This is a genomic window from Janthinobacterium sp. PSPC3-1, from assembly GCF_049896105.1.
Lineage (GTDB): Bacteria > Pseudomonadota > Gammaproteobacteria > Burkholderiales > Burkholderiaceae_D > Janthinobacterium.
This window is the reverse complement of record NZ_JAFCTQ010000001.1, coordinates 64,294-90,109: the sequence shown is the minus strand read 5'-3', so window position 1 is coordinate 90,109 and position 25,816 is coordinate 64,294. Positions and strand designations below refer to the sequence as shown.

At 64.0% G+C, this 25,816-nt stretch carries 21 protein-coding genes; 6 read left to right on the top strand and 15 right to left on the bottom strand.

What is annotated here, in order from left to right:
• Positions 1–14 precede the first annotated feature (14 nt).
• The 8 genes from ACP7B7_RS00410 to ACP7B7_RS00375 form a co-directional block, all read right to left on the bottom strand.
• Positions 15–761, bottom strand: coding sequence for a flagellar motor protein (locus tag ACP7B7_RS00410; protein ID WP_426075401.1), 747 nt, complete (start codon positions 759–761; stop codon positions 15–17).
• Positions 743–1,474, bottom strand: a complete 732-nt coding sequence (locus tag ACP7B7_RS00405) for an RNA polymerase sigma factor FliA (protein ID WP_426075400.1) — start codon at positions 1,472–1,474, stop codon at positions 743–745. The genes ACP7B7_RS00410 and ACP7B7_RS00405 overlap by 19 nt, the downstream gene beginning before the upstream one ends.
• Before the next feature lie 40 nt (positions 1,475–1,514).
• On the bottom strand, positions 1,515–2,387 hold the full coding sequence (locus ACP7B7_RS00400; protein WP_426075399.1) for a MinD/ParA family ATP-binding protein: 873 nt from the start codon (positions 2,385–2,387) through the stop codon (positions 1,515–1,517).
• The gene (gene flhF / locus ACP7B7_RS00395) at positions 2,380–3,684 is read right to left on the bottom strand and encodes a flagellar biosynthesis protein FlhF (protein ID WP_426075398.1); all 1,305 of its coding nucleotides are present in this window, start codon (positions 3,682–3,684) and stop codon (positions 2,380–2,382) included. The genes ACP7B7_RS00400 and flhF overlap by 8 nt, the downstream gene beginning before the upstream one ends.
• Before the next feature lie 214 nt (positions 3,685–3,898).
• Positions 3,899–5,995: a flagellar biosynthesis protein FlhA gene (gene flhA / locus ACP7B7_RS00390; protein WP_426075397.1), complete on the bottom strand. Its 2,097-nt coding sequence runs from the start codon at positions 5,993–5,995 to the stop codon at positions 3,899–3,901.
• Entirely contained in the window at positions 5,992–7,185 is a 1,194-nt protein-coding gene (gene flhB, locus ACP7B7_RS00385; RefSeq protein ID WP_426075396.1) for a flagellar biosynthesis protein FlhB, read from the bottom strand. Before flhB ends, flhA begins: the two co-directional genes overlap by 4 nt.
• 128 nt (positions 7,186–7,313) lie before the next feature.
• A complete protein-coding gene (locus ACP7B7_RS00380) occupies positions 7,314–8,312 on the bottom strand; it encodes a fumarylacetoacetate hydrolase family protein (protein WP_426075395.1) in 999 nt (332 codons plus the stop codon).
• A gap of 79 nt (positions 8,313–8,391) precedes the next feature.
• Positions 8,392–9,102 (bottom strand): pseudouridine synthase, encoded by a 711-nt coding sequence (locus ACP7B7_RS00375; RefSeq protein ID WP_426075394.1) that lies wholly within the window; start codon positions 9,100–9,102, stop codon positions 8,392–8,394.
• Positions 9,103–9,313: 211 nt separating this feature from the next.
• On the opposite strand from ACP7B7_RS00375, the gene ACP7B7_RS00370 reads away from it, so the two are divergent.
• On the top strand, positions 9,314–9,709 hold the full coding sequence (locus ACP7B7_RS00370; RefSeq protein WP_426075393.1) for a hypothetical protein: 396 nt from the start codon (positions 9,314–9,316) through the stop codon (positions 9,707–9,709).
• Positions 9,710–10,033: 324 nt separating this feature from the next.
• On the opposite strand, the gene ACP7B7_RS00365 is transcribed toward ACP7B7_RS00370, so the two are convergent.
• From ACP7B7_RS00365 to ACP7B7_RS00350, 4 genes are all read right to left on the bottom strand, one after another.
• On the bottom strand, positions 10,034–11,023 hold the full coding sequence (locus tag ACP7B7_RS00365) for a S49 family peptidase (RefSeq protein WP_426075392.1): 990 nt from the start codon (positions 11,021–11,023) through the stop codon (positions 10,034–10,036).
• Between the two features lie 27 nt (positions 11,024–11,050).
• Entirely contained in the window at positions 11,051–11,425 is a 375-nt protein-coding gene (locus tag ACP7B7_RS00360; protein WP_426075391.1) for a Rieske (2Fe-2S) protein, read from the bottom strand.
• Positions 11,425–12,084 (bottom strand): HAD-IA family hydrolase, encoded by a 660-nt coding sequence (locus ACP7B7_RS00355; RefSeq protein WP_426075390.1) that lies wholly within the window; start codon positions 12,082–12,084, stop codon positions 11,425–11,427. Before ACP7B7_RS00355 ends, ACP7B7_RS00360 begins: the two co-directional genes overlap by 1 nt.
• Before the next feature lie 97 nt (positions 12,085–12,181).
• Positions 12,182–13,177, bottom strand: coding sequence for an RluA family pseudouridine synthase (locus ACP7B7_RS00350; protein ID WP_426075389.1), 996 nt, complete (start codon positions 13,175–13,177; stop codon positions 12,182–12,184).
• A gap of 680 nt (positions 13,178–13,857) precedes the next feature.
• Here ACP7B7_RS00350 and ACP7B7_RS00345 point away from each other — a divergent pair.
• The 5 genes from ACP7B7_RS00345 (at position 13,858) to ACP7B7_RS00325 (ending at position 22,683) form a co-directional block, all read left to right on the top strand.
• On the top strand, positions 13,858–17,064 hold the full coding sequence (locus ACP7B7_RS00345; protein WP_426075388.1) for an Rne/Rng family ribonuclease: 3,207 nt from the start codon (positions 13,858–13,860) through the stop codon (positions 17,062–17,064).
• Between the two features lie 82 nt (positions 17,065–17,146).
• Positions 17,147–18,478 (top strand): chromate efflux transporter, encoded by a 1,332-nt coding sequence (gene chrA / locus ACP7B7_RS00340; protein ID WP_426075387.1) that lies wholly within the window; start codon positions 17,147–17,149, stop codon positions 18,476–18,478.
• 27 nt (positions 18,479–18,505) lie between these two features.
• Positions 18,506–19,627 (top strand): GTP 3',8-cyclase MoaA, encoded by a 1,122-nt coding sequence (gene moaA / locus ACP7B7_RS00335; protein ID WP_426075386.1) that lies wholly within the window; start codon positions 18,506–18,508, stop codon positions 19,625–19,627.
• A gap of 64 nt (positions 19,628–19,691) precedes the next feature.
• Positions 19,692–21,533, top strand: a complete 1,842-nt coding sequence (gene glp / locus ACP7B7_RS00330) for a gephyrin-like molybdotransferase Glp (RefSeq protein ID WP_426075385.1) — start codon at positions 19,692–19,694, stop codon at positions 21,531–21,533.
• 295 nt (positions 21,534–21,828) lie between these two features.
• On the top strand, positions 21,829–22,683 hold the full coding sequence (locus ACP7B7_RS00325) for an MHFG family PEP-CTERM protein (protein WP_426075384.1): 855 nt from the start codon (positions 21,829–21,831) through the stop codon (positions 22,681–22,683).
• 4 nt (positions 22,684–22,687) lie between these two features.
• On the opposite strand, the gene rmuC is transcribed toward ACP7B7_RS00325, so the two are convergent.
• From rmuC to cqsA, 3 genes are read right to left on the bottom strand one after another with little or no spacing between them, the layout of a single operon-like run.
• Positions 22,688–24,070: a DNA recombination protein RmuC gene (gene rmuC, locus ACP7B7_RS00320; protein WP_426075383.1), complete on the bottom strand. Its 1,383-nt coding sequence runs from the start codon at positions 24,068–24,070 to the stop codon at positions 22,688–22,690.
• Between the two features lie 4 nt (positions 24,071–24,074).
• Entirely contained in the window at positions 24,075–24,470 is a 396-nt protein-coding gene (locus tag ACP7B7_RS00315; RefSeq protein WP_308924874.1) for a group II truncated hemoglobin, read from the bottom strand.
• A 51-nt stretch (positions 24,471–24,521) separates the two neighbouring features.
• Positions 24,522–25,769: an alpha-hydroxyketone-type quorum-sensing autoinducer synthase gene (cqsA, locus tag ACP7B7_RS00310; RefSeq protein WP_426075382.1), complete on the bottom strand. Its 1,248-nt coding sequence runs from the start codon at positions 25,767–25,769 to the stop codon at positions 24,522–24,524.
• Positions 25,770–25,816 lie beyond the last annotated feature (47 nt).

Sequence of the window (25,816 nt, the reverse complement as noted above, 5' to 3'; positions counted from 1 at the left end):
TGGTCAATGCTCGCTCAGTGCTCATGAAGCAGGCTGGCCACGCGCTCTTCGATGATGCGCGTATGGTCGCCGGTGGCGATATCGTAGAACACGGCGGCCGTGATTTCATACTGCACCACGCGGCGCGAGACGATGGCTTTCAATTTATTGGCCACCGGCAGGAACAGCAAGTTGGCCAGGCCGACGCCGTAGATGGTCGACACGAACGCCACCGCGATGCCGCCACCGAGCTTGCTGGGGTCGGTCAGGTTTTCCATCACGTGGATCAGGCCCAGCACCGCGCCCAGGATGCCGATGGTCGGCGAATAGCCGGCCGCCGATTCCCAGATTTTCACGGCCTGGCGTTCGGCCAGTTCATAGGCGGTGATTTCCACGTCCAGCACCTGGCGCAGCTTGTCGGGCGCGATGCCGTCGACGATCATGCGCAGGCCCTTGGCGTTGAAATGGTCGGCCGTGCTTTCCATCATGCGTTCCAGCGCCAGCGTGCCGTCGCGGCGCGCCGTCAAACTCCACTGACTGATATCGCGGCCCAGTTCGGCACGCATGTCCGCAGGCGGAAAAAATACCCAGCGCAGCATTTCCAGCCCGCGCACGAAGGTGCGCAAGCGGGTTTGCAGCAGCACCGCGCCAAAGGTACCGATCACGACAATGGCGAAGGCGGCCGGCTGCAGCAAGGAGGCCATCTTGCCGCCTTCGAGCGCCTGGCCGACCAGCAGGCCCGCCAGCGCCAGGGCCAGCCCGATTACGCTGGACCAGTCCACGCCTGCTCCCTCAAGGTTGCGCGCAGGCGCGCGACGGCCTGGGTGTGCAGCTGCGACACGCGCGATTCGGACACGCCCATCACGGCGCCAATCTCCTTGAGATTGAGCTCTTCCTCGTAATACAGGCTCATCAGTATTTTCTCGCGTGGCGGCAGCGCGTCGATGGCGTCGATCACGGACTGCCGGAAATCGGTATCGAGCAGCGAGCGCAGCGGGTCGCTGTCCTCGTCCACGCAATGGCGGTCGAGGAAGCTGTCATTGCCGTCCGTATCATGGAAGTCTTCATAATAGACCAGCTGGTGGCCACCGCCCTCGCCCAGCATTTCCTGATAATCGACCAGCGAGATCTTGAGCAGCTTGGCCACTTCCGATTCGGTCGGCGGATGGCCGAGGCGCTGCTGCAAGGTGCTCATCGCCTCTTCGATCTTGCGCATGTTCTGGCGCATGCTGCGCGGCAGCCAGTCGCTGGTGCGCAACTCGTCGAGCATGGCGCCGCGGATGCGCAGCACGGCATACGTCTCGAACTGCGCGCCATGCGTTTCTTCATAGCGGGTGATGGCATCGAGCAGGCCGATCATGCCGGCCTGGATCAGGTCGTCGACCTCGACCGAAGGCGGCAACTTGGCCTTCATGTGGTGCGCCAGGCGCTTTACCAGCGGAATGTGTTCCGTCAGCAAATGATCCTTGTTCGATTTCCCTTTGACCGTGTACATAGGCTACTTATTATTATCTTGTGAGAATGCTGCAAAATCATCAGGCGCTGAAATGGTGTGGACTCCCCGTCTGGTACAAGGTGGTGCCCAGCACCGGCGCCGCCGAGCGGGCCAGCCGTTCGGCCAGTCCGCGAAACGCCACCGATGCGCCAGCCAGCGGAAACGCATCGATCACGCTGCGGCCCAGCCGCGCCGCGCGATGCAGGTATTCATCGGCCGGAACCGAGCCCATCGACGTCAGTTTCACGGCCAGGTAGCGGCTTGCCGCTTGTGCCATATTATCGTATACCACTTTTGCTTCCGTTTCGGAAGCGCCGGTGACGAGAATGCCGAAAGGACGGCGGCCCAATTCCTGGTTCAGGCGCTTGATCAGGCAGTAGGCGGCCTTGATCGAGGTGGCGCTGGTCGAGACCTGCACCACGATATCGGCGCTGGCCATCATCGGCACCGGGAAGCAGGCGCCGCCCTGCCCGGCCATGCTCATGTCGCCGTCGACCAGCACGATGCCGGCCTGGCGCGCCATCACTTCAAAGGTCTTGGCCAGGCGCCGCGCCTCGTCCTCGCTGGCATAGCCGGGGCCGTCCATCAGATGGTCGCGCGCGCCCAGACTGGCCACGCCGAAGCCCTGCGGCACCTGGTGGATCACCTGGTTCAGGCCGCACTGCTGGCGCGCCACGTCGAGCAAAGTGGCGCCATGCGCCAGGCCCAGCCGCGAGGCGACACCGTCGCCGCTGGTGCTGGCGTCGAGCAGCAGCACCTCATTGCCGGCATGCGCCAGCGACGCGCCGAGGTTGACCAGCATCGCGCCCTTGTCGTCCTGCGGCGTGGCCGACAAAAACGTCAGCACGCGCGGCTGCGCGCCGGCGAGCATGCGGCGCAAGCCTTCGGCCTGGTCGAAATCAAAATTAGCCACCGTGCACCCCGCGTGCTTCATTGTTGCGGGTGGCGGCCTGGGCCATCAGCAGCGGCAGTTCGTCGTCCGAAAACTGGGTCGCGGCGGAATCGCGCTTGAGCTTGAAGGCGCGGTCGATCAGGTAGCCGCGGTCGGCCAGATAGAGATCTTCCGGCACGCGCTGGCCGTTCGAGACGTAGAACAGATTGAGTTTCTGGCGGATGACCACGTCGAGCACATTGCCGATCGAGGCCGCCTCATCGAGCTTGGTCATGATGCAGCCGGCCAGGCCGCTGCCCTGGTAGGCGCGCACCACTTCGTTCAGGGTTTCCTGGGTCGCGGTCGAGTTCAGGCACAGCAGGCGTTTCACATCGGCGCCGGCGCCCGACAGCATCGCCACCTGTTCCGTGACCATCTGGTCGCGCTGGCTCACGCCGACCGTGTCGATCAGCACCGTATGCTTGTTCTTGAGTTCTTTCAGGGCGATGCGCAGGTCGGCCTCGTCCTTGACCGAATGCACCATCACGCCGAGGATCTTGCCGTAGATGCGCAGTTGCTCGTGGGCGCCGATACGATAGGCATCGGTGGTGATCAGGGCCAGTTTTTCCGGACCGTGGCGCATCACGCAGCGCGCGGCCAGCTTGGCGGTGCTGGTGGTCTTGCCGACACCGGTCGGGCCGACCAGGGCGAACACGCCGCCCTGCTCCAGCATCGCGTCTTCGTTGGCCATGGTGTTCAGGTTGCGGCTCAGCACGGTCTTGATCCAGCGCATGCTTTGCGCGCCGTCCAGCCCGGCCGGCAGCTTGTCGATCAGGTAGCGCGCCAGGCTGGCCGAAAAACCGGCCGCCAGCATTTCGCGCAGCACCACGTTTTTTTGCGGCTCGCGCTGCTGGGTGGCGCTCCAGGAAATTTCGGCCAACTGGGTTTCCATCATGCCGCGCATGGCGCGGATTTCATTCATCATGCCGTCGATATCGGCCGAGGCATTCTTTTTCACATGCGCCAGCGCGCTGGTCATCATCTGCTGCATGCGCGCCATGTCCAGGCCTTCGGCAGGCGCCGGGGCGGGACGGGGCGGCGGCGCGGACGGGCGCTGCGGCACGGCAAACTGGGTCTGCAACTGCGGCCGCGGCTGCGACATTTCGGAGGCAGCCGGCGGCGAGGACAGCGAGGCGGCGTCATCATTGGCCAGCGCGAGGATCTCCACCACGCCATCGCCCTGGCGGTTCGACAGGATCACGGCGTCCGGACCGAGCGCTTCACGCACCTTGCGCAGCGCATCGCGCGAGGTCGGCGCGGTAAATTTTTTCACATTCATGGCCGGACTCCCATGGCTGGGTTGGCGTGTTCCTGGCTGAACTGTGTGACCATCATCGACTCCTGTTGCGTGAGCGATGCCTCCCAGATGGGACACGGATCACTCTGACAGCCTCCATTATTGGGGATGCGCCAAAGAAATGATAGAAGGAACAGGACCGGAAATGTCCCGTATTTCAATTTGCCGAGCGGAAATTGGAATCTTTGCCACCGTTTTACTGCGCACCAACCAGGCTCGTCACCCGAATTGTCTTGGTTTCCGGCACTTCCGCATGCGACAGCACCTTCAGTTGCGGCAAGGCGCGGCGCAGGAAACGCGACAGCAGCGCGCGCAGCGGCGCCGGCACCAGCAGCACCGGCGTCAGGCCCATGGCTTCCTGCTGTTGCGCGGCCAGCCCCGCCTGGTGGGCGATGGTGTCGGCCAGGCCAGGCTCGATGCCGGCACCGTCGCCGCCGGCGCCCATGGCCTGCATCAGCAGGCGTTCCAGGCGGTTGTCCAGGGTCATCACCGACAATTCGGCGGCGCCGGGGAACAGCTGCTGCACGATGGCGCGGCCCAGCGACACGCGCACCAGGGCGGTCAGGTCGGTCGGGTCCTGCGTGTGCACGGTGTGCTCGGCCAGGGTTTCGATAATCGTGCGCATGTCGCGGATATGCACGCCTTCCATCAACAGGTTCTGCAGCACTTTTTGCAGGGTCGACAGCGACAGCATCTTCGGCACCAGGTCTTCCACCAGGCGCGGCGCGTCCTTGCCCAGGTGGTCGAGCAGCGATTGCACTTCCGCGCGGCCCAGCAATTCCGAGGCATGCGAGGTGATCAGGTGATTCAAATGGGTGGCCACCACGGTGCCCGCATCGACCACCGTGTAGCCCATAGACTGCGCCTGGTCGCGCAGGGCCGCATCGATCCAGGTGGCCGGCAGGCCAAAAGCCGGGTCGGTGGTCGACACGCCGGGCAGGCTGCCGCTGGCCATGCCGGGATTGATCGCCAGGAACTGGCCATTGAACGATTCGCCCACGCCCACTTCCACCCCCTTGAGGGTAATCCGGTAGGCCGACGGTTTCAGTTCCAGGTTGTCGCGGATATGCACCGGCGGCGCCAGGAAGCCCACTTCCTGGGCGAATTTCTTGCGGATGCCCTTGATACGCTTCAGCAGCTCGCCGCCCTGCGACTTGTCGACCAGCGGAATCAGGCGGTAGCCCACTTCCAGGCCGAGGGTATCGACCGGCATGATGTCTTGCCAGCTCGCCTCTTCCTGCTCGGGCGCCACGGTCGCCGGCGGCGCCTCGGCCGGCGTCTCGGCATCGGCTTTCTTCTTCGCCGCCGTTTTGGTGATCAGGTAGGCCGAGCCACCGAGGGCGCCGGCCAGCAGCAGAAACACCATGTTCGGCATGCCGGGAATCAGGCCCATGCCGCCGATAATGCCGGCGGTGATATACAGTACTTGCGGCTTGGCAAACAGCTGGCCCACCAGCTGGGTGCCGATATCCTGGTCGCTGGCCACGCGCGACACGACGATACCGGCCGCCGTGGAAATGATCAGCGAAGGAATCTGCGCCACCAGGCCGTCACCGATGGCCAGCAAGGTGTAGTTCTTCAAGGCATCGGCAAAGCCCATGTCATGCTGGATCAGGCCGACCAGCAAGCCGCCGATGATATTGATCACGGTGACCATGATGCCGGCGATCGCGTCGCCGCGCACGTATTTGCTGGCGCCGTCCATGGCGCCGTAGAATTCCGCTTCCTGCGCCACTTCCGTGCGGCGGCGGCGCGCTTCATCTTCGACGATCAGGCCGGCGTTCAGGTCGGCGTCGATCGCCATCTGTTTGCCGGGCATGGCGTCGAGCGCAAAGCGGGCGCCCACTTCGGCGATACGGCCGGCGCCCTTGGTGACGACGGTAAAGTTAATGATCGTCAAGATGATAAACACCACGATACCGACCGTGTAGTTGCCGCCGATCAGGAAGTGGCCGAAGGCCTCGATCACTTTACCGGCCGCGTCCGCCCCCGTATGGCCTTCGGTCAGCACTACCCGGGTCGAGGCCACGTTCAGCGACAGGCGCAGCATGGTCGACACCAGCAGGATGGTCGGGAAGGCCATGAAGTCGAGCGGCTTGACCGTGTACAGCGCGGTCAGCAGCACGATGATCGACAGCGCGATATTGAAGCTGAAAAAGATATCGAGGATAAACGCCGGCAGCGGCAGCACCATCATCGCCAGCAGCATGATGATGATGATCGGCGCGGCCAGGCCCTTGCTGGCATTGCTGCTCATGCCACTCAGCCAGGCGGGCATTCTCAAGCCGTTCATGGTGTACTTCCTTTATTGTTCTTGTCTGCGCCGGGCGCGGGTTTGATCTGCGAGGCGGGATGGTGCGGGTCCAGTTCCGGCGGCACGTCGAGTTTCTTCGGCTTGTCGGGGCGCTGGCCGTGACCGTTGCCATGGCTGCGCAGCTGGAACACATAGGCCAGCACTTCGGCCACGGCGCCGTACAGGGCTTCGGGAATCTCGTCGCCGATCTCGGTATGCTTGAACAGCGCGCGCGCCAGCGCCGGCGCTTCCAGGATGGCGACCTTGTGCTCGCCCGCCAGTTCGCGGATTTTTGCGGCCACCTCGTCGGCGCCCTTGGCCACCACCTGCGGCGCGCCGCGCGAATTCTCGCCGTATTTCAGCGCCACCGCATAATGGGTCGGATTGGTCACCACCACGTCGGCGGTCGGCACGTCGGCCATCATGCGCCGGCGCGACATCTCGTGCTGCATCTGGCGGATCTTCTGCTTGATCTGCGGGTTGCCGTCCGACTCCTTGGCTTCCTGCTTGACTTCCTGCAAGGTCATTTTCATTTTGTTGGCGTAGTGCCACATCTGGTACGGACCGTCGATGGCGGCGATCAGGCCCAGCGCGCCGACGATAAACAGAAAGGCGCTGATCAACATGCTGATCATGTGGCCCGAACCGGCGCGCAACGATTCGACCGACAGGCCCAGCACGGCATCCTTGTGATGCTGCATCACCAGCCAGGCGACAAAACCGACCACCAGGGTCTTGGCCAGCGCTTTGAGCAGTTCGACCAGGGCGTTCTTCGACACCATGTTGCCCAGCCCGCGTATCGGATTGAGCTTGCCGAAATTGGGCGTAAACGCTTTCGAGCTGAACAGCCAGCCGCCGACCAGCAACGGCGACGCCAGCGCCACCACCATGATGGCCACCGCATACGGCAGGCAGGTCAGCAACACCGAGGTGACGTCGCTGGCGACGCGCAAAATCATCATGTTGGGATTGAGTATCTGTTCCCGGTCCAGCGTCAGGCCGGACACCATCACGGCCGTCAGCCGGCGCACGATGGCGTCGCCGGCAAACCACAGGCAGCAGCCCGACGCCATCAGCACCGTGAACGTCGCCACTTCACGCGATCGCGGAACGTCGCCTTCCTCACGCGCCTGCTCGAGGCGCTTCGGTGACGCGGCTTCGGTCTTTTCTGCGTCGCTGTCTTCCGACATCAATCAACTCCGGTGAAGTCCTGCGGCCCCAACGGGCGCATGATGGACTGAACAAGCAACATTATTGCCGTTCAGCAGGGATTACCATGCCGGGAACAGGGGGATAAATGCCCTGTATTTCGGCTCGATCAGCGTGAGCGCCTGCTTTCCGCCTGTTTTACCGCTTGTTCGATGGCGCCGAAGATCGATTTCCCATCCTCGCCCAGGATCTCGATTTTTACCGTATCGCCAAACAGCATGTATGGCGTGCTGATGACGCCATCGGCATTCATCTCCTGGTTTCGCCGCTCAACGATACTGGAAAATCCCTTCTTGACTTCCTTGTTGGCGATGGCGCCGGCACTCACCACGCTGCCAGCGCGGGCCTGGCGCGTCTGGCACAGGTGCGCCAGCAATTGCGGGTAATTGAAGGCCATGTCGGCGCCGGCCTGTGGCTGGCCGCTCAATTTGCCGTTCAGGCTGCAGCGCACGGGCAGATGCACTTTGCCGCCGCGCCAGGCGTCGCCCAGTTCGTCCGGGGTGATCGCCACCGGCGAACAAGCCATGGCGGGTTTCGACTGCACCAAGCCGTGGCCAGCGGCCTGTTCCGCCTGCGCCAGGTTGCGCAGACTGATATCGTTGACCAGCATCAGCAGCTTGATGTGCATGTGCGCCTGGTCGGCCGTCGCCCCCATGGCCACGTCATCGGTAATGACGGCAATCCCCGCTTCGTAGTCGATGCCCCATTGCTCGTACGCGAGCACGATCTCGTCCTGGGCGCCCAGGAAGGCGTCGCTGGCGCCCTGGTACAGGCGTGGCGCATCGCGCAGGTCAGCAGGGATGTCCTGGCCGGCCGCCTTGCAGGCGCGCTCGATCTGCTGCAGATAGGCCGCGCCCGCCACCCGCTGGCTGCTGCGTGGCAAGGGCGCCATGCAGTTGGCCGGGTCGAAGTCGAAAGCGCGGTGGCCGCGCCCGCTGTTGATGGTCTGGTACAGCAGGTCCAGCTGGGGCGCGATAAAAGTCCAGTCGTCGAGCGCTTTTTGCAAGGTGGAGGCGATGCCATCGGCCAGGTGCGCCGTTTTCAGGTCGCGCGAGACGACAGCCAGCTGGCCATCGCGGGTGCCGTCCTTCAGTGTGGCTAATTTCATGTACGGGAAACTTTGTCAAATACGGGGAAAACACGCCAAAAAGCCGGGAACACCCGGCTTTGATGGGCATCAAGGGCGGTCAGGCCAGCAAGGCGATCTGTTCCGGCGTCAGGTAGCACCATTCGCCTTCTTCGATGCCCAGCGATTCCAGGGTCAGGCTGCCGATGGCGGACCGGTGCAGCGCCGTGCAGTGGTTGCCGGCGGCGGCCAGCATGCGCTTGACCTGGTGGTATTTGCCCTGCTCCAGCACGATTTCCAGCTGGTGCTCGCTGCGCTTGACGCAGACCAGGGCCGCCAGCGGCGCCGGTTCGTCGTGCAGCTGCACCCCGGCCAGCAGCAGCGCCACCAGTTCATCGGTCACGGGTTCTTGCGTGGTGGCCTGGTAGATCTTCGGCACATGGCGCTTCGGCGACGATTGTGCATGGATAAACGGGCCATCGTCGGACATCAGCAGCATGCCGGTCGTATCGTGGTCGAGCCGGCCGACCGGCTGCACTTCGCGCCAGGTGAACTGCTCGGGCAGCAGGGTCAATACGCCCGGATGATGGCTGGGTTTGCGCGAGCACTCGAAGTTGGCCGGCTTGTACAAGGCCAGGTACAGGTGCTGGCGATATACCCATTCTTCCTCGAACACGTGCAGCACCAGGCCGTCGGTCTCGACGGTGGTGCGGTAATTGGTCTGGGTCACGCCATCGATGACGACCTCGCCGTCATCGACAAGGGAACGGCAATACTTGCGGGTGCCAAAACCCTGCGATTGCAGGATGCGGTCTAGGGATAATTTACTCATGGGCGTGACTTTAACAGATGCGCACCATGGCGTGAAGACGAGGCTCGCGCACAGATATGGCAAAGTACAAGGACTGTTTTTCGATCCAGCGGTTGTTTCCTTTGAGATATGTCAAGTAGCAAGAAAAACGTATTGCTAGACTGAAACCTCATTAGGAATCCGCCTAATGAACTTTAGGAATAAAGGCAAGCCAGCTGAGAAGGACAGCGTCATGAAACACGTCAACACCATTACCCTGCAGGGCAGCATCGAGCAGATGCGCACCCGTATCGCCATCGAACAGGGCGCCATGCATCAAGTGCAATTGAGCGTGGCACGCTGGCGCGGCGGCGACGCGGGCAGCAAGCCGGAGCACGGCCAGGCATCTGAAGCGGACGAGGAACCGGGACCGGGACCGGCGATGGCGGCCAGCCAGACCGAATGGCATGCTGCTGCGCAATGCCATTTCCTGTGCTGGCTGGCCGGCGGCGGTTTTGCCCAAGCCTGTGCGGAAGCCGAAGTGGCCACCCCGGCCGGGCCGGCCGACGCCCCGCGCGAAGCAGGGAATGGCAAGGCCGATGGGCAAATACTGCCAGCCGCTTGCCGTCAATCCAACTGTACCGCCTGACCATCTGATGGCTGGCCGCGCCATGCCCCAGCCTCGCATGCCGGCATCAGGCTCGGTGATAACGATCGCACAAAAGGAAACGGCGGCATTGCGCCGCCGCTCCCAAGTCCCACCGGGACTTTAGTGAGGAATATAAATTCACTCAAAACCGCATCGTCGATGCGGCAAGTAGTTCCAGGACATACAGATCAAGTTCGCACTGACTACATAGTTGATGTATATCACCCTCCCTTGAGAAGAACTACGGTTTCAATATAGCCCATACAGCAAGATTTTCAAGGTCAAATGCCCGGGTATTGAAAACTATTCTTCTTCCGATGACGCTTAACGCAGCGACGGCTGGGCTTGCTGCACGGCCGCCTTGATGGCGCCAGCACCCATGGCGGCGCCAAATTTCTTCAGCACCCGCTCCGGCAGGCCTTCATGCTGGGTGTAATCGACGATGTCTTCGGCCTTGACGATATCGCGTGCCACGCTGTCGACGGTGCCGAAATCGTCGGCCAGGCCCATCTCGACGGCGCGCGCGCCGGTCCAGAACAGGCCGGAAAAGGTTTCCGGTGTTTCTTTCAGGCGCTTGCCGCGCCCGGCGCGCACCACGGCGATGAATTGCTGGTGGATTTCATTGAGCATGGCCTGCGCATGCGCCTTGTGCTTGTCGCTGAGCGGGCTGAACGGGTCCATGAAGCCCTTGTTCTCGCCGGCCGTCAGCAAACGGCGTTCGACGCCGACTTTTTCCATCGTGCCCGTAAAGCCGAAGCCATCCATCAGCACGCCGATCGAACCGACCACGCTGGCCTTGTTGACATAGATGCGGTCGGCGGCGGAGGCGATGTAATAGCCGCCCGAGGCGCACATTTCGTCGACCACCACATACAGCGGCTTGTCGGGATAGCCTTTGCGCAAGCGCAGGATTTCATCGACGATCATGCCGGCCTGGACAGGACTGCCACCTGGGCTGTTAATGTGCAGCACCACCGCCACCGAGCCGCTGTCCGAAAACGCCTTGTCCAGCGCCGGGATCACGACCGCGGCCGAGCCGGCGCCTTCGGACTCGATCTCGCCGCTGATATCGATCAGCGCCGTATGCCGGCCCAGGGTTTCCGTGTCGCCCATATTGTTGTAATCATAAAATACCCACAGCGCGAACAGCACGATCAGCAGGCTGAAGATCTTGAAGAAGATGCTCCAGCGCCGGTGCGCGCGCTGCTCCTGCACGGTGGCGAACACGAGCTTTTCCAGCACCGTGCGTTCCCATTGACTGTTGCCGGCGCCGGCGGGGGTATGCGCCGGTTTGTCGTTGATGTTATCGCTCATGATTCACTTTATCAAATAGCCGTGCGCCTAAGCCGCGCGCGGCATCACATATTCATCAGGCTGCCAATACAATTGCCCGTCGCGCTCACTGACCGCGATCGGGCGCAAACGGCCACCCTTGCACGGGCCGCCCGCACAGTAGCCGCTGTCCGGCACATAGATGGCGCCATGCGTGGAACACATCAGATACAGGCCGCTCGATTCGAAAAACTCGCCTTCGGCCCAGTCCAGTTCGATCGGCACATGGGCGCAGCGGTTCAGATAGCCATACGGCTTGCCGTCGTAGCGCACGACAAAACCGGTGGTCGCCTCGCCGCCGGCCAGCACGGGAAAGCGCACGCCCTTGCCGCCTTCGGCGACGGCATCGGCGGCGCAGATCAGGATATCTTGTACCTCCGCCATCACGCGTGCTCGCTCAGCCATTGATGCAGCTGCGCCACATTCGCGGCCGAATAGACAGATTTGCATTCCTGCAACTGCGATACGGGATGGGCGCCGTATTCGACCGCGATGCCGGCCGCGCCCGCGTTGCTGGCCATCAGCAAGTCGTGGCTGGTATCGCCGATCATCACGGTGCGGCGCATGTCCTGGCCCAGTTCGCGCGTCAGTTCCTGCAGCATGGCCGGATGAGGCTTGGAAAAGGTTTCGTCGGCGCAGCGCGTGGCGTCGAACAGCGACAGCAGCTTGACGGCGTTCAGTGCACGGTTCAGGCCGACACGGCTCTTGCCGGTGGCAACGGCCAGGAAATAGCCGTTTTGCGACAGGTCGAGCAGCATTTCCTGTACCCCGTCGAACAGCACCAGCTCATGGTCGCGCGACAGATAATGATAACGGTAGCGTTCGACCATGCGCGCATGGTATTTGGCCTCGACGTCAGGCATCACCACTTGCATCGCTTCCTGCAAGCCCAGCCCGATCACGTGCGAGGCCAGCAGATCGGTCGGCACCGGCAAGTGCAAGTCCTTGGCCGCCGCCTGGATGCAGCGGACGATGGTCGAGGTGCTGTCCATCAGGGTACCGTCCCAATCGAAGACGATCAGATCAAATTGCTTTCTTGCCATGTTTCCCGACGTTCCAGCCGCCGGCTCCTTGAGTGGTAAAAGTTGACCGCTAACTACCTTGTGAGTAGTCCCACGGTACCGAACGTGCCGGATATCCTTAACGCGTGGCAACGGCGAGCGGTTTGCCCAAGCTTACCAAGAAACGCTCGCACTCGGCGGCCAACGGTGCGTTGAGGGTCATCGTCTTGCCGGTTTCCGGATGCACGAAGGTAATCTGATGCGCGTGCAGGAACATGCGCTTCAGGGCGCCGCGCGTGCTGTCGGCTTTCAACAGCGCGCGGTTGAGGGCGAAATCGCCGTATTTGTCGTCGCCGGCGATGGGAAAGCCCGACGAAGACAGATGAACGCGGATCTGGTGGGTGCGGCCGGTTTTCAGTTCGGCTTCCAGCAAGGCGAAGTTGTTATATTTATGCAACAACGAAAACACCGTGTGCGACGCCAGGCCATCGGCCTGCACCGCCACCCGGCGCTCGCCTTCGGCCGTCGTATATTTGTGCAGCGGCAGCTTGATATGCTGGCGCGCATTCTTCCAGTCGCCCGCCACCAGCACCAGGTAGCGCTTGTCGGTGACGCCGTCGCGCATCTGCTCGTGCAGGTTGGTCAGCGCGGAACGCTTTTTCGCCAGCAACAGCAAGCCCGAGGTATCGCGATCCAGGCGGTGCACCAGTTCCAGGAACTTGGCGTCCGGGCGCGAGGCGCGCAATTGCTCGATCACGCCGAACGACACGCCCGAGCCGCCATGCACGGCCACGCCGGCCGGCTTGTCGATCACCAGCAGCTGCGCATCTTCGAAGATGATCTTGAACTCGGCGGCCGGTGCGCCGGTCGGCGCTTTTTCGGCCACGCGCACCGGTGGAATCCGTACCACGTCGCCTTCGGCCAGCCGGTACAGCTGGTCGATACGGCCTTTGTTGACCCGCACTTCTCCCGAACGCAAGATGCGGTAGATGTGGCTTTTAGGCACGCCCTTGCATACTCTTAACAAGTAGTTATCAATACGCTGGCCAGCTTCTTCTTCGGCGATGGTAACGAATTGGGCTTGCGGCTGAACCGGGGGTGTTGAAGGGGGAACAACATCATTTTGACTCTTCATTTACTATGTCTTCCCAGAAATCTCTCTAAGTCCTTCATTTTGAATATATAATTGTTTTTGCTGCGGCCCTGGCTGCTGCTGGTGTAAGAATAAAAGCACATTTTACACAGGGGCGTCTCCACCGGCCTCGCCAAATTGCAAATTCGGTGGAAAAAAACGTATACGCACCACCCTCGCGCCCATCAAGGTTGCACCGTAGTTGTAATCGGATAAGCGCGGGGATGCTGAAGAGAGTGATCTGGATTAAAAGGATAAGTACCCGTTAGCGCGACTTATCGAGTCGGGCTCGCGGGTTGATGAAGTTGATAACGCTTGCCGTTTTCGCCAAACCCCGTATGAAGCCACACTATTGAGGGTTGTCGATGAATAGGCTGAGGCCAAGCCTCGCCATCGCGATTCCAGTAGGTGAGCCGGCTTACGCTTTGGCTCTGAATTTGCTGACCGCCTGCATTCTCTGCTCCCGCGATTTCGGGCTGCATCAGATGAGTACAGGTGTCATGTCACTCGGCATGTCGATCGACATCACCGCGCCTGTTGCGGCCGTAACGTATCTACGTTGTTGCTCCGCACGCTTGGGCATTCCCCCCCGCCAACACTCCCGTTCTCGCGTATATCCCTGTACTTTCGCCGCTTCCCAGGAAGCGGCTTTGAGATGGCCTACGGGTCGCGGAGTTATAAAAATGAAACGCATGTTGTTTAATGCCACGCAGCAAGAAGAACTGCGCGTAGCGATTGTCGACGGACAAAAACTGATCGACATCGATATCGAGACAGCCGGGCGCGAACAGCGCAAATCCAATATCTACAAGGGCGTGATCACGCGCATCGAGCCTTCGCTCGAAGCGTGCTTCGTCAGCTATGGCGAAGACCGCCACGGCTTCCTGCCCTTCAAGGAAGTTGCACGTACGTACTTCCGCGAAGGCGTCGACGTGCGTAACGCCTCCGTCAAGGAAGCGCTGCGCGAAGGCCAGGAAATCATGGTCCAGGTCGAAAAGGAAGAGCGCGGCAACAAGGGCGCCGCCCTGACCTCGTTCGTCTCGCTGGCCGGCCGCTACCTGGTGCTGATGCCGAACAACCCGCGCGGTGGTGGCGTATCGCGCCGCGTGGAAGGCGAAGAGCGCCAGGAATTGCGCGAAACCATGGATAAACTGGATCTGCCAGCCGGCATGTCCGTGATTGCCCGCACCGCCGGCATCGGCCGCAACGTCGATGAACTGCAGTGGGACTTGAATTACCTGATGCAACTGTGGCGCGCCATCGAAGGCGCCGGCAAATCGGCCAACGGCGCCTTCCTGATCTACCAGGAATCGTCGCTGGTGATCCGCGCGATCCGCGACTACTTCCAGCCGGACATTGGCGAGATCCTGATCGATACCGACGAGATCTACGACCAGGCCCACCAGTTCATGAGCCACGTGATGCCCGACATGGTGCACCGTGTCAAACGCTACAGCGACGACGTGCCGCTGTTCTCGCGCTTCCAGATCGAACACCAGATCGAAACGGCCTACAGCCGCACGGTGCCGCTGCCATCGGGCGGCGCCATCGTGATCGACCACACCGAAGCGCTGGTCTCGGTCGACGTCAACTCGGCCCGCGCCACGCGCGGCTCGGACATCGAAACGACCGCCTTCAACACCAACTGCGAAGCGGCCGAAGAAGTGGCCCGCCAGCTGCGCCTGCGCGACCTGGGCGGCCTGATCGTGATCGACTTCATCGACATGGAAGTGGCGAAGAACCAGCGCGAAGTGGAACAGCGCCTCAAGGACGCGTTGCACCATGACCGCGCCCGTGTTCAGATGGGCAAGATTTCCCGCTTCGGCCTGATGGAACTGTCGCGCCAGCGCCTGCGTCCTTCGCTGTCCGAAGGTTCGCACGTGACCTGCCCGCGCTGCTCGGGTACCGGCCATATCCGCGATACCGAATCGTCCGCCCTGCAGGTGCTGCGCATCATCCAGGAAGAGGCGATGAAGGAAAACTCGGCCACCATCCACGTGCAGGTACCTGTGGACGTCGGCGCTTTCCTGCTGAACGAAAAGCGCGGCGAAGTGCTGAAGATTGAAAACCGCCACCGCATCGCCGTGATCCTGATCCCGAACAAGCATCTGGAAACGCCGCACTACAAGCTCGAGCGCATCAAGCACGACGATCCGCGTCTGGAAGACAGCCAGGCCAGCTACAACCTGGCCGAAAGCGCCGAAACCGACATGGCCTACAGCAAGCGCCAGAAGGAAGAAGCCAAGCCGCGCCAGGAAGCCGTCGTCAAGACGATTACCCCTGACCAGCCGGCACCGATGGTCGAGCGCAAGCCGGTGGAAGTCAAGCCGGCCCCGGTCGTCACGCCGCCTGCGCCGCAAGGTTTCTGGGCCAAGGTCATCAGCTTCTTCAATGGCCCGCAAGCCCCTGTCGTGGCGGCCCCCGCGCCTGTCGCACCGGTAAAACCGGCCGGCACGCCCGACCGTGGCGACCGCAACAGCCGTGGCCCGCGTGGCCGTGGCCGCAACGGCAAGCCGGGCCGCGAAGAGCGCGAACCGGGCCAGGGCCGTCCGGCCCAGGACGATGCGGCAAAAGAAGCCGAAGCACTGGAAAAAGCCGTGCGTCCACCACGTCCGCCGCGTCCGCCACGCGAACCGCGTGAAGGCGACCTGACGGCGCCGGCACCACGCGAACGCGCGGAACGGGGCGAACGTCCTGAACGCGCCGAGCGTCCCGACCGTGCCGAACGTCCGCCACGCCAGCCGCGTGAAGCGCGCGAACCACGCGCCGACAAGCCGGTCGCTACCGAAGTGAAAGCCGAGTTCAAGCCAGAGACCAAGGCCGAGTTCAAGGCCGATGAGCTGGCCGCCGTGGGCGTGATCGCCACGCCGGTCACTGTGATCGTGCCGGCCAACGGCCCTGCCACCGACGCGCCAGCGCCCACCAGCCTGGACAAGGTAGCGGCGAATGCCGGCCCTGAAGGCGAGGAAACGGATGTCGAAGGCGAAGGCGAAGAACCACGCCGCCGCCGCCGTCGTGGTGGCCGCAACCGCAACCGCCGCGACCGCGAAACGGGCGAGCTGATCGAATCGGCAAACGGCGAGAACGATGGCCAGGAAGCCCCTGCCGTCAGCTTTACCGTGGCCCCGGCCGATGACGCGGCGCCCGCACTGGCCATCGTCACCACCGCCGCTCTGGTCGAAGTAAGCGCCACGCCAGTGCCGCAGGCCGATGCCGTGGTGGTGGAAGTGGTCGAAGTCGCCAAGGTAGTGGCAGTGACGGAAGTGGTGGCGGTTGCCGATACTGCGCCGGAAGCTGCGGTTGAAGAAGCGCCTGCCGCTGCGGAACCAGCGCCGGCGCCAGCCGAAGTGATCGTGCCGGAAGCGCCGGTGGAAGCCGTCGTTGCTGCAACGCAAGCTGTGCCAGCCGAAGCGGAACCGGTGCCAGCGGCCGAGTACAGCTTTGCCGAAAAAGCGGTGGAAGCAGCGGCGCCAGCGCCGGTCGAAGCACCGGCCGCCGTGGAAGTGGCTGCCGAGGTAGCTGCCGAGCCTGCTCCCGTAGCGGAACCGGAACCGGAACCAGTGGCCGAGCCGGTTGCGGAAGCACCGGCACCGGTGGCTGCGCCTGTCGTCGAGCCGGTAGCGGAAGTCGCGGAAGTGGCCGCTCCTGCCCCAGTTCCAGCACCGGCGCCGGTTGACACCGCGCCAGCCGCCGTCGCGGCCCCGCTGGACCTGAACGCCGTGCTCGGTTCGGCCGGCCTGACCCTGGCCGCCACCGACCCGGAAAAACTGCGCCTGGCGCAGGAAGCGGCCGCCAAGGCGGTCGCACCGGTACGCAAGCCGCGCGAACGCAAGCCATTGCCGCCGCAGTCGGATGAGCCGTTGATCCAGGTCAACACGCAGCGTCCATAAGCGCGCCGGGTCCGCCCAGCCGCACACGATGAAAGGGGAAGCTCAGGCTTCCCCTTTTTTTACGTCCCCACTTTCGCCCGCCATGCACATCGATACCTCCCCCGCCCCGGTCAGCCTGCGCAGCGCCTTCTGGTACTGGCTCAAGCTGGGCTGCATCAGCTTTGGCGGCCCGGCCGGGCAGATCGCCATGATGCATGCCGAACTGGTGGAAAAACGGCGCTGGATTTCCGAGCAGCGCTTCCTGCATGCGCTCAACTATTGCATGCTGTTGCCGGGGCCCGAAGCGACCCAGCTGGCCATCTATATCGGCTGGCTGCTGCACCGCACGCGTGGCGGCATCATCGCCGGCCTGCTGTTCTTGCTGCCGTCGCTGCTACTGATGATCATCTTGTCGTGGATCTATATGGCGTATGGCCATGTCGGCGCGATCGCCGGCGTGCTGTACGGCGTCAAGCCGGCCGTCGTCGCGCTGGTGCTGGCGGCCGCCTGGCGCCTGGGCCGGCGCACCTTGCGCACACCCGGCCTGCGGCTGGTCGCCTTGCTGGCCCTGCTGGCGCTGGCCGTCTTCCAGCTGCCGTTTCCATTGATCGTGCTGTGCGCGGCCGTGCTCGGTGCTGCCGGCGGCTATCTGTTGCCAGCACAATTCCATAACAGCAACCCCAGCCAGGGCGGCGCCAACCGCCATGGACCTGCGCTGATCGATGACGACACCCCGACGCCGTCGCACGCGCGCCTGGTCTGGGCTCGCCTGTTGCTGACGTCACTATTGGGGGTATCTCTGGTGGTGCTGGGCTGGCTGCTGCTGGCCTGGCTGGGCGGGCGCGAACAGCCGCTGGCGCAGATGGCCGTGTTTTTCAGCAAGGCCGCCCTGCTGACGTTCGGCGGCGCCTACGCCGTGCTGCCGTATCTGCACCAGGGCGCCGTCGAGCATTACCACTGGCTCGGCAGCGCGCAGATGATGGACGGCCTGGCGCTCGGCGAAACCACGCCCGGCCCCCTGATCATGATCGTCGCCTTTATCGGCTTCGTCGGCGCCTGGGGCCAGGCCGTGTTCGGTGATCAACTTTGGCTGGCGGGCGTGTGCGGCGCGCTGGTCACGGCCTGGTTCACCTTTTTACCCTCGTTCATTTTTATCCTGGCCGGCGCGCCGCTGGTGGAAGCGACGCGCGGCAATCTGCACCTCGACGCCCCGTTGAACGCCGTCTCGGCGGCCGTGGTGGGCGTCATTGCCAGCCTGGCGCTATTCTTCGGCCACCATGTGTTCAGGCTGGAGCAAGCGCTGCCGCACTGGGACTGGCTGGCCATTGGCATCGCGGTGGCGGCCAGTGTGGCGCTGATCCGATATCAGATTGGCACCATCAAATTGCTGCTCGCCTGTGCCATCTTCGGCCTCGTGCTATCGTATCTGCCTTGAACGACTTTAGGCAGTTGCAATACATTCATGCTTGACAAGATTATCTACCTGGCCGAAGCGCGCAATGGCGCCGTGGCCGTACCGCAGCGGCTGGAGCAGCCCACCGGCAGCGTGGCCGACCGCCTGGGCCGGCCCCTGCACGACCTGCGCATCTCGATTACCGACCGCTGCAATTTCCGTTGCGTGTATTGCATGCCAAAAGATGTGTTCGACAAGAACCATGTCTACCTGCCGCACACGGCCTTGTTGTCGTTCGAGGAAATCACGCGCCTCGCGCGCCTGTTCGTGGCCCACGGCGTGGAAAAGATCCGCCTGACGGGTGGCGAACCGCTGTTGCGCAAGAACATCGAACGGCTGGTCGGCATGCTGGCCGCACTGCGCACGCCCTCGGGCCGGGCGCTGGACCTGACCCTGACCACCAATGGCTCGCTGCTGGCCAAGAAGGCGCAATCGCTGAAGGATGCGGGCCTGAACCGGGTCACGGTGTCGCTCGACTCGCTCGACGACGCCACCTTCAAGCGCATGAACGATGTCGATTTCGCGGTGGCCGACGTGCTGCATGGCATCGATGTGGCGCACCAGGTGGGCCTGGGGCCGATCAAGGTCAATATGGTGGTCAAGGCCGGCATGAACGACCAGGAAATCGTGCCGATGGCGCGCCACTTCAAAGGCACGCCGTACATCCTGCGCTTTATCGAATACATGGACGTGGGCGCCTCGAACGGCTGGGACCTGAAAGAGGTGATTCCGTCGGCCGAGGTGGCGCGCCGCATCGGCCAGCATATGCCCCTGGCGCCGGTCGACCCGAACTATACGGGCGAGACGGCCTCGCGCTGGCGCTACCTGGACGGCGGCGGCGAGATCGGCCTGATCTCCAGCGTCACGCAGGCGTTCTGCTCGGACTGCAGCCGGGCCCGCCTGTCGACCGAAGGCAAGCTCTATACCTGTCTGTTTGCCAGCGGCGGCCACGACCTGCGCGCCCTGCTGCGCGATGGCCGCAGCGACGAGGAAATCTCCAGCGCCGTGGCGCAGCTGTGGCGCGGCCGCGGCGACCGCTATTCGCAATTGCGCACCAGCCAGACCAGTCTGCCGGGGCAGGCACTTGAGCCAGGCAAAAAGAAAGTGGAAATGTCGTATATCGGCGGCTGATTTGCGCCGGGCGGCCATGGCCGCTGCTACCATGGCGTCTGGCATCACCACCGCAAGCATCCGCATGATAGCGAAACAAGATATTACCGGCCTGATACTGGCCGGCGGCCTGGGCACGCGCATGGGTCAACAGGACAAGGGCATGCTGGCGCTGCACGGCCAGCCGCTGGCGCAGCACGTGCTGCAGCGCCTGGCGCCGCAGGTCGGGCCGCTGGCCTTCAATGTCAATGATCACCATGAACATTACACCGGCTTCGGCCTGCCCATCTGGCCCGACGATTTGGGCGACCACTGCGGCCCGCTGGCCGGCTTGCAAAGCGGGCTGCGCCGCGCCGGCACGCCCTATCTGCTGACGGTTCCATGCGACTCGCCGCTGCTGCCGCCAGACCTGGCCAGCCGGCTGGCGGCCGCCTTGCTGGCGCAGGATGCCGACCTGGCGATCGCCGTCACCGAAGAGCCTGATCCCGCCGGCGGTGCGCCGCAGCGCCGCCGCCATCCCGTGTTTTGCCTGGTCAAGGCTTCCGCCCTGCCCCAGCTTGATGCGTATCTCGCCAGCGGCGAGCGCCGGGTCGGCGCCTGGCATGGCGGCCTGAAGCTGGCCGAAGTGCTGTTCGACGAGGCGGACGCATTTCGCAATATCAATACGCCCGACGACCTGGCCAGCCTGGAGGCGGGCGGCATGTCGGTCGACATGGCGCAAGCGCTGCTGGCCGCCAGCGCCACGCCCATCGCGGAAACGGAAAACCTGCCGCTGGCGCAGGCGCTGGAGCGCATCCTGGCGACCGACATCATCTCGCCGATCAGCGTGCCCGCGCACGACAATTCCGCCATGGATGGCTACGCCCTGCATGGCGCCGACCTGGCGGGCGACGCGCCCGTGACCCTGGCGGTGGTCGACACCATCCTGGCCGGACGGCCGGGCACGGTGGCGATTCTGGCGGGCCAATGCGCGCGCATCATGACGGGCGCCGTGATGCCGCCCGGCTGCGACAGCGTGGTGCCGCAGGAACTGGTGCTGCAGGCCAACGAGCAGCAAATCACCGTGCGCCCCGATGCGATCCAGCCGGGCGACAACCGCCGCTTCAAGGGCGAAGACCTGATGCAGGGCCAGCCGGCACTGCTGCAAGGCAAGCGCCTGGGGCCGGCCGAACTTGGGCTGCTGGCGTCGCTGGGAATTGCAGAAGTACCGGTACGGCGGCGGCTGCGGGTGGCGTTTTTCTCCACCGGCGACGAATTGCGCCAGCCGGGCGAGCCGCTGGCGGCCGGCAGCATCTACGACAGCAACCGCTATACCCTGCTGGGGATGCTGGAGCGTCTGGGCTGCGAACCGCTCGACATGGGCAGCGTGCAGGACCAGCCCGATGCGCTGGAAGCGGCCCTGCGCGGCGCCTGCGCCAAGGCCGATGTCATCATCACCTCGGGCGGCGTATCGAGCGGCGCGGCCGACCATACGCGCGCCATCCTGGCACGCCTGGGCAAGGTGGCATTCTGGCAAATCAACATGCGCCCGGGCCGGCCGATGGCCTTCGGCACAATCCACGCCGATGGCCACTCGGCCCTGCTGCTGGGGTTGCCCGGCAATCCGGTGGCCGTGATGGCGACCTTTTATTTCCTGGCCCGCCCCACCCTGCTGCGCATGATGGGCGCCAGCGCCGAAGCCCTGCCATTGGTCAGCGTGCCGGCGCAGGCGGCGATCCGCAAGAAACGCGGCCGCACCGAGTACCAGCGCGGCATCGTCGAGCGCGACACCAGCGGCCGCCAGCAGGTGCGCGTGACGGGCGCGCAAGGCTCGGGCATGCTGAGTTCGATGACCCAGGCGAACTGCATGATCGTGCTGCATGCACGGCAAGGCCATGTGGCAGCTGGCGAGCTGGTCGATATCGTGCTGTTTCACGGCCTGGTCTAGCCAGCGCACGTTCCTGCGTCCTGCGCGCCATCGCGCGCAGGATTAATTTCCCAACAAAAACAATTACTTGCACTTCCAGATGGCGGGCTGATGCACGGCCGTACGCTATCGCACATTAATGTAAATAATTACAATACTAATTGTAATTATTATATTTATTTACCATCATTTAAATTTCTCCGCTGATAACATCAATTTTCATCGGAAAGGTTTATTTGACATGATTTCGTACAAGAAACTGACAGCACCTTCGATTGCGGCTCTCCATCGCGCCTGCCTGCTGGGCGCATGGTTGATGTTCGGTGTGCTATTTCTCGCGGGCACACCCGCCGACGCGCAGGCCAAAGGCAAGCTGCGCGGCGACGTGGAAGACTGCAGCTGGGACCGCCCCGGCGCCGATCCCTTCATGGGCGACGTGGTGGCCGCCGTCGACCGCTATACCGATATCGCGCCGGCGGTGCGCGAACAATTGAAGCAGCGCATGCGCGCGCGCCAGTACGATGAGATCGTCGTGATCAGCCGCGATACCATCCGCGGCAAGCAGTATTACGATGCACGCATCACCGAGATGCACTTCGGCCAGGGCCGCGTCTGCCGCAATGTCACGCGCGCGGGCTGGAGCGACAAGATGGAAGAACGCGGCCTGGTCTACTGCGTGCAGGGGGAATGCATCCTGGTGCCGACCATCTGCCGCAATGTCAGCCGCATATCGCCAGCGGGCAGCGGCGCGCCCCGCGGCGGCAGCGCCGGTGGCGTGGGTGGCGCCGGTGCTCCCGCCGGTGCGGGTGGCGCGGCGCGCTCGGGCGTCGTCACCATCGGCGGCCCCGAGGAAGGCCCGCCCATGTGGGACAATCCCGACGCCTTGCGCGGTGGCGTGTCGATCGGCGATGCGCTGCCACCGGTGGCCAGGTATACACCGTTCGTGCACGATGAGCCGGTGCGCTTCGCCAGCACTGCACCGGCCACGTCCGGCGGCGGCGTGCCACAGGGTAGCGGTGGCCCGGGCTATATCCAGCCTCAGTCGATTGTGCCGAGCTTGCCGGTCGAGCCGACTATCCTGCCGGCCGTGCCCGAACCGCAGACCTGGGCCATGCTGCTGGCCGGCCTGGCCTGCATCGTCTGCGGCGTACGGCGCCGCAAGAAACAGTAAGGTTTTACTCGCCGTCGCCGGCGGCGCCTTCGCCGGCCGCACCCAGCAGCAGGGCTGCCGTGTCGCCAGGCAAGGCTTCCACCGATTTGAGCTTGCGCGCCATCTGCCGGCTGCGCACTTCGGCGCTTTCGATATTCCTGGCCGCTTTTTCCAGGGTCAAGCGGGTTTGCGACAGCACCTCGCCGAACTTGCCGAATTCCGTCTTGACGGCGCCCAGCACCTGCCACACCTCCGACGAGCGTTTTTCCAGCGCCAGCGTCCTGAAGCCCATCTGCAGGCTGTTGAGCAAGGCGGACAGGGTCGACGGCCCGGCGATGCTGACCCGGTGCACGCGCTGCAGGTCGTCGGCCAGCCCCGGCCGGCGCATCACTTCCGCGTACAGGCCTTCGGTCGGCAGGAACAGGATGGCGAAATCGGTGGTGTTCGGCGGCAGCAGGTATTTGTCGGCGATGGTTTTTGCCTCGCCGCGCACGGCCCGTTCCAGTTCGCGCCCGGCCAGGGCCACGCCCTCGGCGTCGGCCCGTTCCGCCGACTCGACCAGCCGTTCATATTGCTCTTTCGGGAACTTCGCATCGATCGGCATCCACACGGGCGGTCCGCCATCGACCAGGCCCGGCAGTTTCAGGGCGAACTCGACCCTGGCGCCGCTGCCCGGCACGGTTTCCACGTTTTTCGCATACTGATCGACGGTGAGCACTTGCTCCAGCAGCATTTCCAGCTGTACTTCGCCCCAGGTGCCGCGCGTCTTGACGTTGGTCAGCACCCGCTTCAGGTCGCCCACGCCCAGCGCCAGCTGCTGCATCTCGCCGAGGCCCTGATGGACTTTTTCCAGCCGTTCCGACACTTGCTGGAACGAGGCGGACAGGCGCGTCTCCAGGGTGGCGTGCAGCTTCTCATCGACCGTCTTGCGCATTTCCTCCAGGCGCGCGCCGTTGTCCGCTTGCAGATCGCGGATCTTGCTTTCCAGCGTGGCGCGCACTTCCAGCATGCGCTGGGCGTTCGACTCGGTCAGCTGGGCCAGGGTCTGGTTGGTGCTGTCGGCAAAGCGCGCCAGGCTTTGCGCCTGTTCTTCGCGTCCGACCTTGCCTTGCGCCTGTATCTGCGTGCGCAGGCTGTCGAGCTGCTGCAGGGTGGCGGCCTGGAATTGCGCCAGGCCGGCGGCCAGGTCCTGCCGCGTCGCCTGCGCCGATGCCTGCAGCTGCAGCCGTACTTCGCGTTCGACCCGGTCGATGCGTTCCAGGCTTTGCGCCTGGTGCTGCTGCACCAGCGCCAGGGTGGTGGCGCCATCGGTGCCTGCGCCAGGGCGTGGCCGCAACAGCAGCGGCACCAGCAACACGATGACGGCCGCGACGGCGCCCAGCAGCACATAGAATTCGAGCGAGGTCATGGGGTCAGTCGGGCTTGTTGCGCATCCAGTCGGCGGTCTGGTAGAACGATTCCATCAGCCGCACGCGCAGGGATTCTTCGATGCCGGTGTCTTCCATGGCCCAGGCCATGGCGCGCAGCCACTGGTCGCGCTCGCTGGTGCCGATGGCGTACGGCAAATGGCGCGCGCGCAGGCGCGGGTGGCCGAACTGTTCGATATACAGGTCCGGCCCGCCCATCCATCCCGTCAGGAAGAAATACAGCTTGTCGCGCGAGCCTTCGGTCGACGGCGGATGCATGGTGCGGATGCCGGCAAACTCGGGCTCGAGCTCCATCAGGTCATAAAAGCGGTCGACCATCTGGCGCAGCACGGGCGCGCCGCCGATGGTCTCGTACAGGGTGGGGGCAGTGGTATCGGTCATGGCCGCCATGATAGCGCAAGCGGCCGGCCGCCGTCCCGGGTGGCGCGGCGCTTACACCAGCGCCAGCTTGCGCAAGCGCCGCGTCGACGGCCAGCGCGCCAGGCCCACTTCATCACGGATCGCCGCGCAGGCGTCGAGCAGGCGCTGCGCCTGGTCCTGGCGCAGCAGGGCATTCAAGGTCAGGCGCACCAGCGCGCGGTTTTTCGGCGTGGCCGGCGCGCAAAACACGGCGCCGTAGATGCCATGCCGTTCCAGCGCCTTGCGCAGCACCAGGGTGTCCGGCTCGCTGCCCGCTTCGAGCGCGATGATCTGCTCCGTGCCGTCGCTGACGTTGTAGCCCAGTTTCAGCAGGCCCTGGCGCAGATGCAGGCTGTGCTGGCGCAGCGCGGCGCGCCGGTCATCGGCAGCGCGGATGAAATCGAGTGCGGCGTCGAACCATGCCAGCTCGTGCTCGAGCAGGCAGGAGCTGAAAATGGCCGGGCGCGAGGCGGACAGGAAATAGCCCTTGAAGTGCGACGAGCAGGTGATCAACCCGGCGCGCCCGGCAAACGCCTTGGCCAGCGACGCGGTACGAAAATGGACGCGGTGGGCCAGCCCCAGTCCGGCCACCAGGCCCGCTCCTTCAGGTCCATGCGTGCCCAGCGAATGCGATTCGTCGACGATCAGCATGCTGCCACTGCTTTCCGCCAGCTCCACCATCTCCAGCAGCGGCGCCACGCTGCCATTGGTGCTGTACAGCGCGTCGACCACGATGATGCCCGGACCATGGCGTTCCAACTGGCGGCGCAGATGGGCGCAGTCGTTATGCAGGAACGGCACGGCCACCGCCTGCGCGGACTGCACGCCCTCCCACAGCGACGCATGGGCCTGCATGTCGAGATAGACGGGGATGCCGGGGCCGGCCAGGCTTTGCAGCAGGCCGACGTTGGCGGCCCAGCCCGACTGCGCCAGCACGCACGCTTCGCTGCCGAGGAAATCGGCCAGCTTATCCTCCAGGCGGTGCTGGCGGCTGCCTTCCTGCAGGAAGACGGACGACATCAGCATCGCGCCCCCACCTTGCAGCACCCTCGCCTGCGCCGCCAGCAGCGCCGGTTCGCCGGCGATATTCAGATAATCATTGCCGGCGAGCATGACCGCATCGGCCGGCATGGCTACCCACTGGTGCAAGTGCTCGCCACCGAGCAGCTTTTCGATGCGCTCCACATAGTGTTCGTCCATGCGCGCGCGGACAAAGGCCGGCATTTGCTGTTCGGCCGTGGCGGCAGCGACGGTGGAGAAGGAGGAAAGGGCTGGCGACATGATGACTCCTTGAAAAGTTGGGATGGGAACTACCGCATCCAACATGC

Excerpts from the sequence above, each read along its gene's own strand:
- ACP7B7_RS00360 (WP_426075391.1), bottom strand. The coding sequence starts at position 11,425 with ATGGCGGAGGTACAAGATATCCTGATCTGCGCCGCCGATGCCGTCGCC.
- ACP7B7_RS00375 (WP_426075394.1), bottom strand. The coding sequence starts at position 9,102 with ATGAGTAAATTATCCCTAGACCGCATCCTGCAATCGCAGGGTTTTGGC.
- ACP7B7_RS00315 (WP_308924874.1), bottom strand. The coding sequence starts at position 24,470 with ATGACCGATACCACTGCCCCCACCCTGTACGAGACCATCGGCGGCGCG.
- ACP7B7_RS00345 (WP_426075388.1), top strand. The coding sequence starts at position 13,858 with ATGAAACGCATGTTGTTTAATGCCACGCAGCAAGAAGAACTGCGCGTA.
- rmuC (WP_426075383.1), bottom strand. The coding sequence starts at position 24,070 with ATGACCTCGCTCGAATTCTATGTGCTGCTGGGCGCCGTCGCGGCCGTC.
- chrA (WP_426075387.1), top strand. The coding sequence starts at position 17,147 with ATGCACATCGATACCTCCCCCGCCCCGGTCAGCCTGCGCAGCGCCTTC.
- ACP7B7_RS00365 (WP_426075392.1), bottom strand. The coding sequence starts at position 11,023 with ATGAGCGATAACATCAACGACAAACCGGCGCATACCCCCGCCGGCGCC.
- ACP7B7_RS00405 (WP_426075400.1), bottom strand. The coding sequence starts at position 1,474 with ATGTACACGGTCAAAGGGAAATCGAACAAGGATCATTTGCTGACGGAA.
- ACP7B7_RS00325 (WP_426075384.1), top strand. The coding sequence starts at position 21,829 with ATGTTCGGTGTGCTATTTCTCGCGGGCACACCCGCCGACGCGCAGGCC.
- ACP7B7_RS00350 (WP_426075389.1), bottom strand. The coding sequence starts at position 13,177 with ATGAAGAGTCAAAATGATGTTGTTCCCCCTTCAACACCCCCGGTTCAG.
- ACP7B7_RS00380 (WP_426075395.1), bottom strand. The coding sequence starts at position 8,312 with ATGAAATTAGCCACACTGAAGGACGGCACCCGCGATGGCCAGCTGGCT.
- moaA (WP_426075386.1), top strand. The coding sequence starts at position 18,506 with ATGCTTGACAAGATTATCTACCTGGCCGAAGCGCGCAATGGCGCCGTG.
- ACP7B7_RS00355 (WP_426075390.1), bottom strand. The coding sequence starts at position 12,084 with ATGGCAAGAAAGCAATTTGATCTGATCGTCTTCGATTGGGACGGTACC.
- flhF (WP_426075398.1), bottom strand. The coding sequence starts at position 3,684 with ATGAATGTGAAAAAATTTACCGCGCCGACCTCGCGCGATGCGCTGCGC.
- flhA (WP_426075397.1), bottom strand. The coding sequence starts at position 5,995 with ATGAACGGCTTGAGAATGCCCGCCTGGCTGAGTGGCATGAGCAGCAAT.
- cqsA (WP_426075382.1), bottom strand. The coding sequence starts at position 25,769 with ATGTCGCCAGCCCTTTCCTCCTTCTCCACCGTCGCTGCCGCCACGGCC.
- ACP7B7_RS00370 (WP_426075393.1), top strand. The coding sequence starts at position 9,314 with ATGAAACACGTCAACACCATTACCCTGCAGGGCAGCATCGAGCAGATG.
- glp (WP_426075385.1), top strand. The coding sequence starts at position 19,692 with ATGATAGCGAAACAAGATATTACCGGCCTGATACTGGCCGGCGGCCTG.
- flhB (WP_426075396.1), bottom strand. The coding sequence starts at position 7,185 with ATGTCGGAAGACAGCGACGCAGAAAAGACCGAAGCCGCGTCACCGAAG.